Below are 15,518 nucleotides of genomic sequence, written 5' to 3'. Positions count from 1 at the left end.
GGACGCGTCGGGGCCGGGGCATGCGGCGGCCGGCGGGTCGGGTGGGCCCAGGGACGCGTCGGGGCCGCCGGGCTCGCCGGATTCGGTGGATTCGATGGTGGGGAAGTCCGGTTCGGGTTCCCCGGAGCGGCGGCCGGACTCCCGGCCGACGCCGCCCGCCGACGAGCAGCTGGGACTCGACCTCGACATACCGCTCCTCGAGGCACCCGCGCCGTCCGCGCGTCCGCAAGCCCGGGTGCGACCGAAACGGGTCGTCTCCGCGTCCGCCATCGCACAGGCTCTGGGGCGCCCCCAGCCCACCGCCGAACAGGTGGCCGTGATCGAGGCGCCGCTCGAGCCGATGCTGGTCGTGGCCGGCGCCGGGTCGGGCAAGACCGAGACCATGGCCGCGCGCGTGGTCTGGCTCGTGGCCAACGGCATGGTCGAGCCCGACGAGGTGCTCGGCCTGACCTTCACCCGCAAGGCCGCCGGTGAGCTGGCCGAACGCATCCGCGCCCGGCTGCGCGCCCTGCACCGCAAGGGGCTGACGCCGGAGTCGCGGCCGGTCACGGTGTCCACGTACCACGCCTACGCCGCGGCGGTGCTCGGCGACCACGCCCTGCGACTCGGGATCGAGCCGGGCGCAAGGCTTCTCGGCGAGGCTGGCAGCTGGCAGCTGGTCGACGAACTGGTCGAGCGCTGGGACGGCGACATGACCGGCGTCGACCTGAAACGCGGCACCGTGGTCGACGCCGTGCTCGGGCTGGCCGGTGAACTGGCCGAGCATCTGCTCGACGCCGGGCGCATCGACGCGCTGGCCGAGTCGGTGGTCGAGCGGGTGGCCGAACTGCCCCGCAGCGCCGGTGACGCCGGGCCCGGTAAACCCAAGGGTGACGTCGGCAAGATCGCCGGGCGGATGCAGGCCCGCCGTGCGCTGATTCCCCTGGTCAAGGCCTACGACCGGCGCAAGCGTGAGCTCGAGGTGCTCGACTTCGGCGACCAGGTGGCGCTCGCCGCCCGGCTCGCCCGGGAGTGGCCCGAGGTCGGTGCGGTGGAGCGGCAGCGGTTCCGGGTGGTGCTGCTCGACGAGTACCAGGACACGAGCCACGCCCAGGTGGTGCTGCTGCAGGAGCTTTTCGGCGGTGGGCACCCGGTGATCGCGGTGGGCGACCCGCACCAGTCGATCTACGCCTGGCGCGGTGCCTCGGCGGGCAACCTGCAGCGCTTCGGCCTGGACTTCCCGGCGGCCGACGGCGGGCGGGCGGCGACCCGTCACCTGTCCACGAGCTGGCGCAACGACCACGCGATCCTGGCCGTCGCGAACGAGCTCGCGGCCCCGCTGCGTCACACGCCGGTCTGGGGCGACCCGGATCTCACCGTCGACGTGCACCCGCTCACCGCCCGGCCCGACGCCGGTCCCGGGCGGGTGCGCATGGAGTGGCACGCCACGCTCGAAGACGAGGCCCGGGCGGTCGCCGACATCGCCGAACACGCCTGGCACCGCAAGCGGGACGACGGTTCGCGGCAGTCCGTGGCCGTGCTCTGCCGGGCCCGGGCGCAGTTCCCGCTGATCGAGGCGACGTTGCGCGGGCGCAACCTGCCGGTCGAGGTCATCGGCCTGGGCGGGCTGCTGCACGTGCCCGAGATCGCCGACCTGCGAGCGGCTCTCGAGGTGGTGCACGACCCCACGCGCGGCGACGCCCTGATGCGGTTGCTCACCGGGCCGGCCTGGCGGATCGGGGCCCGGGACCTCGACGGGCTCGGCACCTGGTCGCGGGAGCTGGCGGCGAGCTGGCGCAACCGTGAGTTCGAGTTGCCGGCGAACCTGGCGGTGCAGCACGACTCGGTCGACGAGCAGTCCATCGTCGACGCGCTCGACGCGCTGCCCGAACCGGGCTGGGAGGGGCCGCAGGGGCAGCAACTCTCCGACGAGGGGCGGCACCGGCTCGAGAAGCTGTCGGTCGTGCTGCGGGGACTGCGCGGCCGGCTCGCGCTGCCGCTGCCCGACCTGGTGCTCGAGGCCGAACGTGCGCTGCTGCTCGACGTCGAGGTGGCGGCCCAGCCGAACCGTTCGCCGGCCGCGGCCCGGGCCCATCTCGACGCGTTCGCGGATGTCGCGGCCCAGTTCGCCGACAGCGGCGACCGGCCCACGCTGGGCACGTTCCTGGGCTGGCTTACCGCCGCCGAGGAGCGCGAACGCGGTCTCGACGCCGGGGTGGTCGAGCAGCACGAGGACGCGATCCAGCTGCTCACCGTGCACGGCTCGAAAGGCCTGGAGTGGGACGTGGTCGCGGTCACCGGGATGGTCGAGGGGACGTTCCCGGCCGGGCAGAACGGCCAGCCGCCGAAACGCTCGAAGGGCTGGCTCAACGACATCGGCGCGGTGCCGTTCCCCCTGCGCGGTGACGCGTCCGGCCTGCCGCAGTGGAACTACCGCGGCGCCACCACGCAGGACGAGCTGGATCTCGAGCTCAAACGGTTCATGGAGTACTGCGGTGAGCACGAGGTGGCCGAGGAACGCCGCCTGGCCTACGTCGCCACCACCCGGGCCAAGGACTCACTGCTCCTGACCGGCGCGATCTGGGGTGACGGCGTGAAACCCCGCATCCCGTCGCGGTTCATGGTCGAGATCCGCGAGCTGCTGCAGCGCGCGCCGCGTGACGAGATCGCCGTCGGGCTGTGGAACGACCAGCCCGACGAGGGGGCCGAGAACCCGCGGGCGGTCGACGGCCGCACCGCGGTGTGGGGGGATCCGCTCGAGGGGCGCCGCGAAACCGTCGAAGACGGTGCGGAACTCGTGCGGCGGGCGATCGAGGCGCTCAGCGGTGAGCGGCGGCGGGCCTACGGAACGCGGGCACTGCCCGATGTGCTGCCCGATGTGCTGCCCGATGTGCGGCCCGGGTCGCCGTCGGAGGCCGGGCTGCCGATGGCGGTCGCCCTGACCCCTCGGGCCGGGGAGGTGCCCCCGGCGTCGGTCGACGACCCGGGTTCGGTCGAGGTGGACGCGTCGGAGTTGGGGGCGTCCGAGATCCGGGTCACCGAGTTCGGGGTGACCGAGGTGGGCTGGGCCCCGGGAGAAGACTGGCTGCCGCGCGACGACTGGGCGCCGGACGACTTCGAGCCGCCGCCGGACGATCTCGACGGGTTCGCGGGGGCCGGGCCTCGTCGTGGCGCGGACTCCGGTGCTGCTTCGGTTTTGGGGCAGGCCGGTTCGGGCACGGTTGCGGCGGGTGAGGTGGCTCCCCTCCCGAACGTGCCCGAGCCGCAGACCACCCTCCCGGCCGTGCCCGAGGCGCAGACCACCCTCCAGGCCGTGCCCGAGCCGCAGACCACCGAGGAAGCCGCCTGGGCCCGAGAGGTCGAGGTCCTGCTGGCCGAGCGTGACGCCCAGGCGAGCGGTGAGCTCACGGTCCGGCTGCCCACGCACCTGTCCGCGTCCCGTGCGGTGGCCCTGGCCGCCGACCGCCAGGCCCTGGCCGAGCGGCTGCGTCGGCCGATGCCGCAGCAGCCGAGTCCGCACGCCCGGCGGGGCAGCGCGTTCCACGCCTGGCTGGAACGCCGGTTCGGGGCCGCGGCCCTGGTCGACATCGACGACCTGCCGGGCGCCGACGACCTCGACCTGGGCGACGCGAAACTCGAGGAGCTGCAGGCGAACTTCCTGGCCTCGGAGTGGGCCGAGCGCACGGCCGAGGCGGTCGAGGTCAACATCGAGACGCCGGTGGCCGGGGTGGTGCTGCGAGGCCGCATCGACGCCGTGTTCCGCCGGCCCGACGGCGCCTGGGACGTGGTCGACTGGAAGACCGGCCGCCCGCCCGGGCACGAGCAGATGAAGGCGCTCTCGGTGCAGCTGGCCGTGTACCGCCTGGCCTGGTCGAGGCTGCACGGCATCCCGCTCGAGCAGGTCAGTGCCGCGTTCTTCTACGCCTCGACCGGGCGCACGGTGCGGCCGGTCGACCTGTACGACGAATCGGCCCTGGAGGAACTGCTCTTCCAGGAGGTCTGACGCCCGGGGCCGGGACAGCCGGGGAGAGCCGCTCGGGCAGCTCTCCCCGGGCGCTCGTCAGACCCGCGGGCGACCCAGCGCCCGGTACGTCCACCCGGCGTTGCGCCACCGCTGCGGGTCGAGGGCGTTGCGGCCGTCGAGCACGTTGTGCTGGCGCACGATGCCGGCCAGCTGCGCCGGGTCGATGGCCTTGTACTGCTTCCACTCGGTCAGGAGCAGCACCACGTCGGCGCCGTCGCAGGCCACCTCGACCTTGTCCTCGTAGTGCAGGTCGGGCCAGGCGCGGCGGGCGTTCTCGAGGGCGGCGGGGTCGGTCACGACCACCTCGGCCCCCTGCAGACGGATCTGTGCGGCCACGTTGAGCGCGGGCGAGTCGCGGATGTCGTCGCTCTCGGGCTTGAACGCGGCGCCCAGCACGGCGACCTTGCGCCCGAGGAACGAGCCCTGCAGCACCTCGCGGGCCAGGTCGACCATGCGGGTGCGGCGGCGCATGTTGATCGCGTCGACCTCGCGCAGGAAGGTCAGGGCCTGGTCGGCGCCGAGCTCACCGGCGCGGGCCATGAACGCGCGGATGTCCTTGGGCAGGCAGCCGCCGCCGAAACCGAGGCCGGCGCCGAGGAACTTCGGGCCGATCCGGTCGTCGTGGCCGATCGCCGCGGCCAGGGCGGAGACGTCGGCCCCGGCGGCCTCGCAGACCTCGGCCATCGCGTTGATGAACGAGATCTTGGTGGCCAGGAAGGCGTTGGCGGCGGTCTTGACGAGCTCGGACGTGGCGTAGTCGGACGTGAGCACGGGGGTGCCCTCGGAGATCGGGCTGGCGTAGACCTCGTCGAGCATGGCCTTGGCCCGGGCCGCGTCGTCGGGGTCGGCGGGGAGGCCGTAGACGATGCGGTCGGGGTGCTGGGTGTCGTCGACCGCGTGGCCCTCGCGCAGGAACTCCGGGTTCCACGCCAGCAGGGCCCCGGGGACGGCCTCGGAGATCATCGCGGCCAGACGCGCCGCCGTGCCCACCGGGACCGTGGACTTGCCCACCACCAGGTCGCCCGGCTGCAGATGAGGCAGCAGGGCCCGCACCGCGGCGTCGACGTAGCTGGTGTCGGCGGCGAACTCACCGGACCGCTGGGGCGTGCCGACGCAGACGAAGTGCACGGTGGGGGCTTCCGGGGTGTGGGCCACCCGCGACACGTCGGTGGTGAACGCCAGCCGCCCCGACCCGGTGGCACGCTGCAGCAGTTCGGGCAGACCGGGCTCGAAGAACGGGGCCTTCGCCTGGGTCAGGTCGGCGATCTTTCGCTCGTCGACATCGACCCCCACGACCTCGTGGCCGAAGTCGGCCATGCACGCCGCGTGCACGGCGCCCAGGTAACCGCACCCCATCACTGATAGACGCATGGCCAGAGGGTAGCGGGGGCACGAGTCCCGCACGCGTCCACGTGGATGCCGGGTGGATGCGATACGGTGTACGTATGAGTTCGACGCGAAACTTCTGGTGGCCCGCCTGACCGGCGGCCATCTCGCGTTCAGCTCCTTCCCTTTCGCGGCCGCCTCGTCGAGGCGGCCGTCGGCGTTTGTGCCACGGCGCGACCCCGACGGGCGCCCTGGCAGAAACAGGTCGTTCCATGAGCTCTCAGCACACCGGACCCCTGGGTGGAACCCAGCCGGCTGATGCACCCACGCTGCCCCTGAGTCATCCAAAGGCACAGGGGGGCGCGACTCCCCGGGTGGGTGGGGACTGCCCGGCGCCGGAACCGGAGCCGCTCGCCCCCGGGCTGCACCCGGCTCAACCGCAGGCGCGGTCGGGCGCGACTCCCCGGGTGGGTGGGAACTGCCCGGCGCCGAACCCCGGTCCGGCCGGCCTCGTCGCCCGTCTCCGGGCCGCTCCCGCCTTCGCCGTGCTGCACCGTCCGGGTGAAAACCCCACCAGAGTCGAGATACTCATCGGCGAGGGGTCGGAGGTCACGCGAATCGAAGACGTACCGCAGGCCCCTGACGAGCAGCATCCGGTGCTCGCGGCCATCGGCTTCCGGCAGATCGCCGAGCGCGGTTTCGACGTGGTCGACGACGGCACGCCGATCCTCGTGCTGCAGGTCACCGAGCGGATCGGGGTGAACCTGGACGAGCTGGTCGCCGCCCTGCCCGACGGCCCGCACAGTTTCCGCGAGACCGGCTACGACGTCCCCGACGCGGCCTACGAGCGCACCGTCAAAGACGTTCTCTCCCAGGAGATCGCCGGCGGCGAGGGCTCGAACTTCGTCATCCACCGCAGCCTGACCGGACGCATCGAGACCGAACGGGAGCCGAGAGCGGCAGCCGCTCTCGGCGTCCTCAAGCGCCTGCTCGAAGGTGAGCAGAACGCCTACTGGACCTTCCTGCTGCACACGCCCCGCACCACCCTGGTCGGCGCCACGCCGGAACGCCACGTCAGCCTGAACGACGGTGTGGTGACGATGAATCCGATCTCCGGCACGCTCCGGCACCCGTCCGGCGGGTTCGCCGACGAGTCCGCCCACACGGTCGCCCTCGAGCGGTTCCTCGCCGACGTGAAGGAGCGCGACGAGCTCGCGATGGTGGTGGACGAGGAGCTCAAGATGATGGCCGCGGTCACCGAGAACGGTGGACGCGTCTCGGGCCCCCTGCTCAAGCCGATGGCCCACCTCACCCACACCGAGTACGTGCTCGACGGCCGGGCCACGGCCGACGTCCGCGACATCCTCACCGCCACCCTGTTCGCGCCCACGGTCACCGGCAGCCCGATCCGCAACGCCTGCCGGGTGATCGCCCGCCACGAGCGCCGGGGAAGGCGTTACTACGGGGGCATTCTCGCCCTGATCGACCGGGACGCCCAGGGGCAGCAGCGCCTCGACGCGCCGATCCTCATCCGAACGGCCGAGATCACGCCCGACGGCACGGTGCGCATCCCGGCCGGAGCCACGCTGGTGCGCGGATCCCGGCCGGATGCGGAACTGGCCGAGACCCGGGCCAAGTCGAAGGGGATTCTGTCGGCGCTGACCGGACCACCGCTGGGGACGTCTCCCCGGCCCGAAGGCCTCGGAGGACGCTCGCCGGCCGGATCGACCACGACGCAGGGTGACCCGACCGGCGCTCGCCTGCTCGACCTGCTCGCCGCCCGCAACCACACGCTGTCCACGCACTGGTTGCGGCCCCCGGCCGCGACGGCGCCCGTGAACGGCCGCGTGCTGGTGGTCAACGCCGAGGACGACTTCACCGCCATGCTCGGACACCTGTTGCGCTGCAACGGGTTCGAGGTGACCGAGCACCCCTGGGAGGATCTGGCGGGACCGGCGGGTGACGAGCTGGCGACCACGTCCGCGCCCGTCGTGATCGGCCCGGGCCCCGGCGACCCGCGGGACATCATGGACCGCCGCATGCGTGCCCTGCGTTCGCTCGCCCACGCCCGCCTGGCCGTCAGCCTGCCCACGCTCGGCATCTGCCTGGGCCACCAGATCGTCTCCCTGGCCCTGGGACTCGGCGTCCAGCGCCTGCCCGCGCCCGACCAGGGCCGCCAGCGCCGCATCGACCTGTTCGGGACCGAACGTCACGTCGGCTTCTACAACAGCTTCGCGGTGCCGGTGCCCGGCGAACCCCCCGCCGGGGTGACGCTGTCGACGGACGACGCGGGCACCTTCGTCACGGCGCTGCGGGCCCGGAACCTGGCCGGGTTCCAGTTCCATCCGGAGAGCGTGCTCACCACCGACGGCGGCCCGATCCTGGCCGCCGAACTGGCCCGCCTGACCGGGACCGGGTCACTTCTCGCCGACGTGGAGGCCGTGCCGATGTGAAGAGATTCTGACGTTTCGGGCCGGGCCGCCAGGCCTCTGCGGGCCGTAGGGTGAACCGTATGCGCTTCGGATTGTTCATCCCGCAGGGCTGGCGGCTCGACCTGGTCGGGGTCGACGTCAGCGATCATTGGCCCACCATGCTCCGGGTGGCCCAGCTGGCCGAGGCCGGGCCCTGGGAAAGTGTCTGGGTCTACGACCACTTCCACACCACCCCGGTGCCCACCGACGAGGCCACGCACGAGGCCTGGACGCTGATGTCGGCCCTGGCGGCCACCACCAGCCGGGTGCGGCTCGGGCAGATGTGCACGTGCATGGGCTACCGCAACCCGATGTACCTGGCCAAGGTCGCGGCCACGATCGACCACATCTCGGCCGGGCGGGTCGAGATGGGCATCGGCGCGGGCTGGTACGAACACGAGTGGAACGCCTACGGTTACGGCTTCCCGGGGGCGGGCGACCGGCTCGGCCAGCTGGCCGACGGCGTCGAGATCATGAAGCAGGCCTGGGAGAACGGCGTCGCCACCTACTCCGGCGAGCACTACCAGGTCGACGGTGCGCTCTGCTACCCCAGGCCGGTGCAGGCGGGCGGCATCCCGTTCTGGGTGGCCGGGGGCGGCGAGAAGAAGACGCTGCGCATCGCCGCCAAGTACGCCTCGTACACCAACTTCGGCGGTGACGTGGAGACGTTCACCCGCAAGTCCGAGATTCTCGCCGGGCACTGCCGTGACCTGGGCCGCGACTTCGGCGAGATCACCCGCAGCAGCAACTTCAACGTGATCATCGGGCAGGACGAGGCCGAGGTGTCCGAGCGGGTGACGCGGCTGCGCGAGCGCTACCGGCAGTTCCTGGCGCCGGACGCGGTGGACAAGACTGTGGAGAACGTTCTCGCGGCCGGGCTGGTGGGAACTCCGGAGCAGGTCGTCGAGAAGCTGAAGGCCGTGCAGGGGCTCGGGATGGAGTACGCGATCACGTACTTCCCGGAGGTCGCAACGGATTTCAGCGGTGTCGAACTGTTCCAGAAGGAAGTCGTCCCGGCCCTGTCGTAAGGCCGCACCGCAGACCCTGTGGCACACGCCCCGGCGTCAGCGGTCAGCGCCCGGTCACGCCGTCCAGCGATTCCCGGATCAGGTCGGCGTGACCGTTGTGCCGCTGGTACTCCCCGATCAGGTGCACGTAGATCATGCGCAGCGAGAGCACCTGGCCGCGCACCTCCACGGTGTGCTCGAACGACACGTCCTCGGCGGCCTTCGTGGCGAGCGCGCACTCCTGCACGTAGGTCTCCCACCAGAGCTGGGCCCCGGAGGCGTCGGCCCGGTCGAAGTCCTCGTCCACCACCGTGAACGGGTTCTGCACGTCTTCACCACCGGCCCGGATGCGCAGCCAGACCCGTTCCACCTTGGTCAGGTGCCGGATCAGCCCGAGCAACGACATCGAGGTCGGCAGCGGGCGGGCGGCGAGCTGCTCGGGGGTCAGCCCGGCGCAGATGTTCAGCAGGGTGGCCCGGCAGAAGTCGAGGTAGCCCTCCAGCATCGGACGGTCGGGACCCACCAGCGGCCCCACCCCGTCTTCCGGCAGGACGGGCGGCGCCGGCGAGATCCACGAAGACATGCCGCGATTTTCGTCCCGCTCCAGGGGCAGCGCCAACGAATATCCGTGATTACGCTCGATCCATGAGCGACGTTGCTGATTTCCCGTACTTCGCGCTGTCCGACGACCTCCGCGAGCTCCAGGCGGCCGTGCGGGAGCTCTGTGACGACAAGATCGCGCCGCACGCGGCCGAGGCCGACGAGAAGAGCGAGTTCCCCCGCGCCTCGTACGAGGCGCTGAAGGCGGGCGACTTCCACGCCCCGCACATCCCCGAGGCCTACGACGGGGTCGGCGCCGACGCCCTCGCCACCTGCCTGGTGATCGAGGAGGTCGCCCGGGCCTGTGCGAGCACCTCGCTGATCCCGGCGGTGAACAAGCTCGGCACGCTGCCGCTGATGCTCGGCGCGAACGAGGAGCAGAAGAAGAAGTACCTGACGCCGGTCGCGACCGGCGAGGCGATGTTCTCCTACGGCCTGTCCGAGCGGGAGGCCGGCAGCGACACCGCCAGCATGCGCACGAGGGCCGTGCGCCACGGTGACGACTGGGTGCTCAACGGCCAGAAGAGCTGGATCACGAACGCCGGTGAGAGCCGCTACTACACCGTGCTCGCGGTGACCGATCCGGACGGGCGGAGGGGCCGCAACATCGGCGCCTTCGTGGTCGAGGCCGACGACGAGGGGTTCGGGGTCGGGGCCAAGGAGCGCAAGCTCGGCATCAAGGGCAGTCCCACCCGTGAGCTGCACTTCGACAACGTGCGCCTGCCCGGCGACCGGCTGGTCGGAAAGCCCGACGAGGGGCTGCAACTCGCTCTGCGCACGCTCGACCACACCCGGGTCACGATCGGAGCCCAGGCCGTCGGTATCGCCCAGGGCGCCCTCGACTACGCGGTGGGCTACGTGAAGGAGCGCAAGCAGTTCGGCAAGCACCTGGCCGAGTTCCAGGGGCTGCAGTTCATGCTGGCCGACATGGCGATGGCCGTGGAGTCGGCGCGGCAGATGGTCTACGCGGCCGCCGCCAAGAGTGAGCGCAACGACCCCGACCTGGGGTTCTTCGGGGCGGCGGCGAAGTGCCACGCCTCCGACGTGGCGATGCGGGTGACGGTGGACGCGGTGCAGCTGCTGGGCGGCGCGGGTTACGTCTCGGACCACCCGGTGGAGCGGATGATGCGCGACGCCAAGATCACCCAGATCTACGAGGGGACGAACCAGGTCCAGCGTCTGGTGATGGCCCGGGCGCTGCTGCGCTGACCGCGGGGCGTGCCGGGACGATCATGCGAATCAGGTTCAGTGTTCCGTCCGGCCGCCGGGCCGTCCGACCAGGCAAAAGACGATCACCCGCCCGATAGGGATGAGCCGCGAGTTACCTCTGGCATGCCCTGTCCCTGTCCGTCCGTGACGGCTACGATTGCCCGTGTGTGCCCCCGCCCCCCGTCGGGGGCACACACCTTTTGCCGCCCGTGAACCCGAGAAGTGGCTCCTGGCAACGTGGCAAGACGTGTCATGAGTCCCCGAATGCCGGTGAACACGCGACACGTCGGGCTGCAATCCACGGGTCCGGGTGCTCGACAGGGCAATACTGTGGCGATGTCCGTCTCCCGATCACCGGCCGCCCGACGCTCGGCGCGCCCCGGAACGGGAACTCGTCATGCACCCCCGCGACTGCGGGTGGCCCGGCTCGACGAACGGCGGACGACGAAACCACGGCGTCGTGGGGGAGGACCGCCTCCCCGGGGGCCGCGTCCACCCCGGCGGTCGCCCGACCCGGCCCTGCGCGCGCTGCGGGTACGGCGCTCGCTGACCCTTCTCGCCCTCACCCTGCTCGCCCCCGGCTCGGCCCAGGTGGTGGCCGGTCCCTCCGAGCGCCACTACGCCCTGCTCAGCCGCGTGCGGATGACGGTCGCACGGGTGTCGCTGCGGGTCTGGGCGGCCGCGCTGATCGTCACCGGCCTGATGGTGTGCGCCGCCCTGGTGAACCGCGACTGGGTGCTCGGCCTGTTCACGCACCAGTGGGTGATCCGGCCGCTGGCCGCGGTGTTCTTCACCGGTGCCCTGCTCTGGCCGCTGCTGCTGCTCGACGCCTGGCGCATCGGCCAGGCCCCGGAGCTGACCCCGAAGTCCCGGCGCTGGATCGCCCTGCTGACCGCCCTGCTGATGCTCATGATGCTCGTCCTGCCCCTGGCCCTGGGGCAGCGGGTGTGGGCCGCCGCCGACCTGCTGTCCGGGGTGTTCGGCTCGGGCAAGGACTCGGCCGCGGTGGACGGGCGCTACAACGTGCTGCTGCTCGGCGGTGACACCGGGCCGACCCGGGTGGGCACCCGGCCGGACAGCATCAACCTGGCCAGCATCGACGAGAAGAGCGGCCGCACGGCCCTGTTCAGCCTGCCGCGCAACATGCAGAACGTGCCCTTCCCGGCCGGCACCCCCGCGGCCAAGGCCTGGCCGAACGGTTACGACTGCGGTGACGACTGCCTGCTGAACGCGATCTACAAGTACGGCAACGACAATCCGTCGCTCTTCCCCGGGGTGAGTGACCCCGGCGCCGAGGCGATGATGCAGGCCGTCGAGGGAGCCACCGGGCTCAAGGTCAACTACTACGTGATCATCGACCTGCAGGGCTTCGAGCAGCTGATCGACGCGGTCGGCGGCATCGACATGAACGTCGAGGCGCGCACCCCGATCGGGGGCGGCACCTCGAAGATCCACGGCTGGATCGAGACCGGTGAGCAGCACCTCGACGGCTACCACGCCCTCTGGTACGCCCGGTCCCGCGAGGGCACGAGCGACTACGACCGGATGGCCCGCCAGCGTTGTGTGATGACGTCGATGGTCAACCAGCTCGACCCCGCCACCGTGCTGCGCAACTTCCAGGGCATCGCCTCGGCCGGCTCGAAGGTGGTGGCCACCGACATCCCGGCCAAGCGGCTGCCGGCCTTCCTCAAGCTGGCGACCGGGGCGAAGCGGACCACGATCGAGAGCGTGCAGTTCGTGCCGCCGCTGATCGTGCCGAAACACCCTGACTTCGCCGAGGTCCGGCGCCAGGTGGCGTCGACCGTCGCGCACCTGGAGGGGCGCACCGTCGCCGCCGCGACCACGGCCCCGGCGGCCCCGGTGGTCCCGGCCGCGACCGCACCGGTGGAAACCCCCGAGGCGACCGCGACGCCGCGGGCGACCACCGCGTCCGCAAGCGGTGAAGGCACCGGGACGGCCACGGCGTCATCACAGAGCGCGGCGGTGGATGTGCGCTCCGTGTGTGCCGCGGGCTGAGTTGGGTTGGCAGGAAAGGGAACACCGGTCACGCACGGCGAACTGCCCGTCCGTGACCTCCCTTACGCGCATAACTTTGCTGTGACATTCTGTGCCGCCCAGTTCTGGACGTGCCTGATCAGAGGCGTCTGAGGGGAGAAGCCCGGAAATATCCGGCGGATCCGCGCCCTCAGCACGGCTTCCTCCCGGATAGGCTGGCGGGCGACATGGACGGCCACCTGCCTGAGGCGCTCAGCGCCCCCTCCCACGCCGATCAGCTTCCCGCTGACGTGCCGGTCAGCATCGTGCTCTGCGTGCTCAACGAGCAGCGGCATCTCGAGCAGGCGGTGCGGCACGCGCTCGACCAGGACCACGCCGGCCAGCTGCAGCTGGTGATCGCGCTCGGTCCCTCGCGCGACCACACCGACCAGATCGCCGACCGGCTCGCCGCGGCCGACTCCCGGGTCACGCTCGTGCGCAACCCCGATCCGCACGGCAGCACGCCGGCCGGGCTGAACGCGGCGATCGCCGAGACCAAGTACCCGGTCGTGGTGCGCATCGACGGGCACGCGATGCTGCCCCGCGACTACGTGCGCATCGCCGTCGAGACGATGCGTGAGACCGGCGCCGACAACGTGGGCGGGGTGATGGCCGCCGAGGGGGAGACCCCGTTCGAGCAGGCCGTGGCCCGGGCCATGACCAGCAAGCTGGGCGTCGGCAACGCGGCCTTTCACACCGGTGGCACCGCCGGTGAGGCCGACACGGTCTACCTCGGCGTGTTCCGCCGTTCTGCCCTCGAGCGGGTCGGCGGCTACGACGAGACCTTCCTGCGTGCGCAGGACTGGGAGATGAACCTGCGCATCCGCCGCACCGGTGGCCGCGTCTGGTTCCAGCCCAAGCTCAAGGTCGCCTACCGGCCGCGCTCCACGGTCAAGGCCCTGAGCCGCCAGTACTTCTTCTACGGCCGCTGGCGTCGCGTGGTCATGCGCCGCCACGAGGGCACGGTCAATTTCCGCTACCTGGCCCCGCCGGTCGCGCTCGCCGGTGTGGTGGGCGGTCTCGGTCTCGCCGCGGCCGGGGTCAGGCCCGCCGCGATCCTGCCCGCCGGTTACCTGGTCGCGATCTGCGCCGGGTCGGCCTTCGAGGGGCGCGGCCTGCCCACCGGGGCGTGGGTGCGCCTGCCGCTGGTCACGGCCACCATGCACCTCAGCTGGGGCGCCGGGTTCATCCTGAGCCCGCGCAAGCTGGCCGAGCTGCCGAGCCGCATCGGGGGCATCACGATGCCCGACGCCTCGCACTGAAAACTGCTCGCGGGCCCGCCCGCCCCGTTCGCGGGGAGGGCGGGCGTCCGTCGTTCGTGGGCACTGATCTGGATCTGCCCGTGGTCAGTCGTCTTTCAGGGGTTCGATGAGGGACGCGGCGGTCAGGGGGCGTCGTGTCCTCGCCTCTGGGTGGTAGGGGCGGGGGAGTCGTGCCGGTTTGGCCGGACGCGGCGTAAAGCCCTGAGCGGGTGAAGTTCACGAATCGTCCAGTGCGTGCAGAAAGCCACCTGGGCGCCCTGCCCGAGGTGCTGCTCCGGACCGGCGGCTGCTCCGAGCGGGCGTTGCCCTCGCCCTCGCCCGGCGCCGGCCCGGTCCGGTGCTGTCGTGGCCCGGCGTTGTCCGGAGTCGGCGGCTGTCGTGGCCCGGTGCCGCCGCCGGGCGGTGATCAGGAGCGGGAACGGGCCGGTTCGCTCCGGCTCCAGTCGCGGATGAGCTCGGCGAAGCGGCGCCCGTCGGCCCGCCAGTCCAGGTCGGCGCGGGCCGCGTTCCAGCCGGCCGAGCCGAGGCGCTCGCGGCGCGCGGCGTCGTCACGCAGGGCCCGGATCGCGGACTCGGCCGCGTCGACGTCGGCGAACGGCACCACCGTGCCGCTGCGGTAGCGCCCCACCAGCTCGGCCGCGGCCGCGTTCGGCGTGGTCACCACCGGCACCCCGAAAGCCATGTACTCCATCACCTTGGTGGGCCGGGAGACCGCGTAGTTCGGCTCGTCGTGCAGCAGCGCCAGCCCGGCCAGGGCTCCCGGCAGCAGGCCCAGGGCCTCGCGGTTGGGCACGAAACCGTGGTGCGTGATCCAGCCCTCGGCGTGGGCGTGCGCGATCGGCCCGGCCACGTCACCGTCGGCCGGCCCGATCAGTTCGACCGCCACCTCCGGGCCGAGCCGCCGGCCCAGCTCGATCATCTCCAGCGCCCCCCGGGCCCGCGTGATGCGGCCCAGGTAGACCACTCGCCGGTCGCCGGGCGGAGGTGGCTTCTCGTCGGGCACCGGCACGCTGTTGGGCACGACCGGGTGCTCGAGGCGGAACCGGTCGCGGTAGCCCTCCTCGGCCAGCAGCAGCCGGCAGCGGCGCTCGGCCCAGCGCTCGGCGGCGCGCACGGCGGCCCCGGTGAGCGGGCGCACCGGGCGGGGCAGCCACGACTTCATGCGCAGGGCGGCCGCGGTGTCTTCGTGCACGTCCCAGACCACCTGCGGAGGACGCCGGCGGTCGAGACCGGGCACGGCGAGCAGGAGTTCGGGATCGTGCAGCAGCACCAGGTCGTGCTCGGGGCCGATGCGGTGCAGGAGTCGGCGGGCCGCGGAGATCGCGGTGAAGCGCTGCCGGCCCGCGGCGCGGGGCAGCTCGACCGCCTCCACCCCCTCGGGCGGCCGGCGGTGGGTGGCCTCGAACGGCGCCGCGTAGGTGACCTCGACGCCCGCGGCCAGCAGTGCGGTGAGCTGCCGGTAGCGAATGCGCGCGTCGTCGGGGTCGTGCACGACCGTCATCACCAGGACGCGAGGCGCCGAGGGGACAGGTGGGGCGGATGAGGATGAAGCGCCCAGCGGCATCGCGGAACTGTCCTGGGTCACCTCATCTCACCCGCCCGTGTT

Annotated in this window: 9 protein-coding genes; 6 read left to right on the top strand and 3 right to left on the bottom strand. The window is 72.2% G+C overall.

Annotated features, from left to right (window positions below):
- The first annotated feature begins 94 nt into the window (after window positions 1-94).
- Complete coding sequence (locus J2S57_RS05945; RefSeq protein ID WP_307239206.1) at window positions 95-3,982, top strand: ATP-dependent helicase; 3,888 nt, start codon at window positions 95-97, stop codon at window positions 3,980-3,982.
- A 57-nt stretch (window positions 3,983-4,039) separates the two neighbouring features.
- On the opposite strand, the gene J2S57_RS05940 is transcribed toward J2S57_RS05945, so the two are convergent.
- Complete coding sequence (locus J2S57_RS05940; protein ID WP_307239204.1) at window positions 4,040-5,374, bottom strand: UDP-glucose dehydrogenase family protein; 1,335 nt, start codon at window positions 5,372-5,374, stop codon at window positions 4,040-4,042.
- 611 nt (window positions 5,375-5,985) lie between these two features.
- On the opposite strand from J2S57_RS05940, the gene J2S57_RS05935 reads away from it, so the two are divergent.
- Window positions 5,986-7,782 (top strand): anthranilate synthase family protein, encoded by a 1,797-nt coding sequence (locus tag J2S57_RS05935; protein WP_307239202.1) that lies wholly within the window; start codon window positions 5,986-5,988, stop codon window positions 7,780-7,782.
- 59 nt (window positions 7,783-7,841) lie between these two features.
- The gene (locus J2S57_RS05930) at window positions 7,842-8,828 is read left to right on the top strand and encodes an LLM class F420-dependent oxidoreductase (protein ID WP_307239200.1); all 987 of its coding nucleotides are present in this window, start codon (window positions 7,842-7,844) and stop codon (window positions 8,826-8,828) included.
- Window positions 8,829-8,871: 43 nt separating this feature from the next.
- Here the strand turns inward: J2S57_RS05930 and J2S57_RS05925 are convergent, their stop codons facing one another.
- The gene (locus tag J2S57_RS05925; protein ID WP_307239198.1) at window positions 8,872-9,390 is read right to left on the bottom strand and encodes a DinB family protein; all 519 of its coding nucleotides are present in this window, start codon (window positions 9,388-9,390) and stop codon (window positions 8,872-8,874) included.
- A gap of 62 nt (window positions 9,391-9,452) precedes the next feature.
- Here J2S57_RS05925 and J2S57_RS05920 point away from each other — a divergent pair, with 62 nt between their 5' ends.
- From J2S57_RS05920 to J2S57_RS05910, 3 genes are all read left to right on the top strand, one after another.
- Window positions 9,453-10,616 carry an acyl-CoA dehydrogenase family protein gene (locus tag J2S57_RS05920; RefSeq protein WP_307239195.1) on the top strand — a complete coding sequence of 388 codons (1,164 nt, stop codon included), beginning with the start codon at window positions 9,453-9,455 and terminating at the stop codon, window positions 10,614-10,616.
- 336 nt (window positions 10,617-10,952) lie between these two features.
- Entirely contained in the window at window positions 10,953-12,632 is a 1,680-nt protein-coding gene (locus J2S57_RS05915) for an LCP family protein (RefSeq protein ID WP_307239193.1), read from the top strand.
- A gap of 206 nt (window positions 12,633-12,838) precedes the next feature.
- Window positions 12,839-13,912: a glycosyltransferase family 2 protein gene (locus J2S57_RS05910; protein ID WP_307239191.1), complete on the top strand. Its 1,074-nt coding sequence runs from the start codon at window positions 12,839-12,841 to the stop codon at window positions 13,910-13,912.
- Between the two features lie 406 nt (window positions 13,913-14,318).
- Here the strand turns inward: J2S57_RS05910 and J2S57_RS05905 are convergent, their stop codons facing one another.
- Complete coding sequence (locus tag J2S57_RS05905; RefSeq protein ID WP_307239189.1) at window positions 14,319-15,413, bottom strand: glycosyltransferase family 4 protein; 1,095 nt, start codon at window positions 15,411-15,413, stop codon at window positions 14,319-14,321.
- Window positions 15,414-15,518: the final 105 nt, after the last annotated feature.

Source organism: Kineosporia succinea (assembly GCF_030811555.1).
GTDB lineage: Bacteria > Actinomycetota > Actinomycetes > Actinomycetales > Kineosporiaceae > Kineosporia > Kineosporia succinea.
This window is presented reverse-complemented; position numbering and strand designations above follow the sequence as displayed.

What these genes read in the sequence shown, in the direction of transcription:
- J2S57_RS05945 (WP_307239206.1), top strand. Translation starts at nt 95, where the DNA reads ATGGTGGGGAAGTCCGGTTCGGGTTCCCCGGAGCGGCGGCCGGACTCC.
- J2S57_RS05940 (WP_307239204.1), bottom strand. Translation starts at nt 5,374, where the DNA reads ATGCGTCTATCAGTGATGGGGTGCGGTTACCTGGGCGCCGTGCACGCG.
- J2S57_RS05930 (WP_307239200.1), top strand. Translation starts at nt 7,842, where the DNA reads ATGCGCTTCGGATTGTTCATCCCGCAGGGCTGGCGGCTCGACCTGGTC.
- J2S57_RS05925 (WP_307239198.1), bottom strand. Translation starts at nt 9,390, where the DNA reads ATGTCTTCGTGGATCTCGCCGGCGCCGCCCGTCCTGCCGGAAGACGGG.
- J2S57_RS05920 (WP_307239195.1), top strand. Translation starts at nt 9,453, where the DNA reads ATGAGCGACGTTGCTGATTTCCCGTACTTCGCGCTGTCCGACGACCTC.
- J2S57_RS05915 (WP_307239193.1), top strand. Translation starts at nt 10,953, where the DNA reads ATGTCCGTCTCCCGATCACCGGCCGCCCGACGCTCGGCGCGCCCCGGA.
- J2S57_RS05910 (WP_307239191.1), top strand. Translation starts at nt 12,839, where the DNA reads ATGGACGGCCACCTGCCTGAGGCGCTCAGCGCCCCCTCCCACGCCGAT.
- J2S57_RS05905 (WP_307239189.1), bottom strand. Translation starts at nt 15,413, where the DNA reads ATGACGGTCGTGCACGACCCCGACGACGCGCGCATTCGCTACCGGCAG.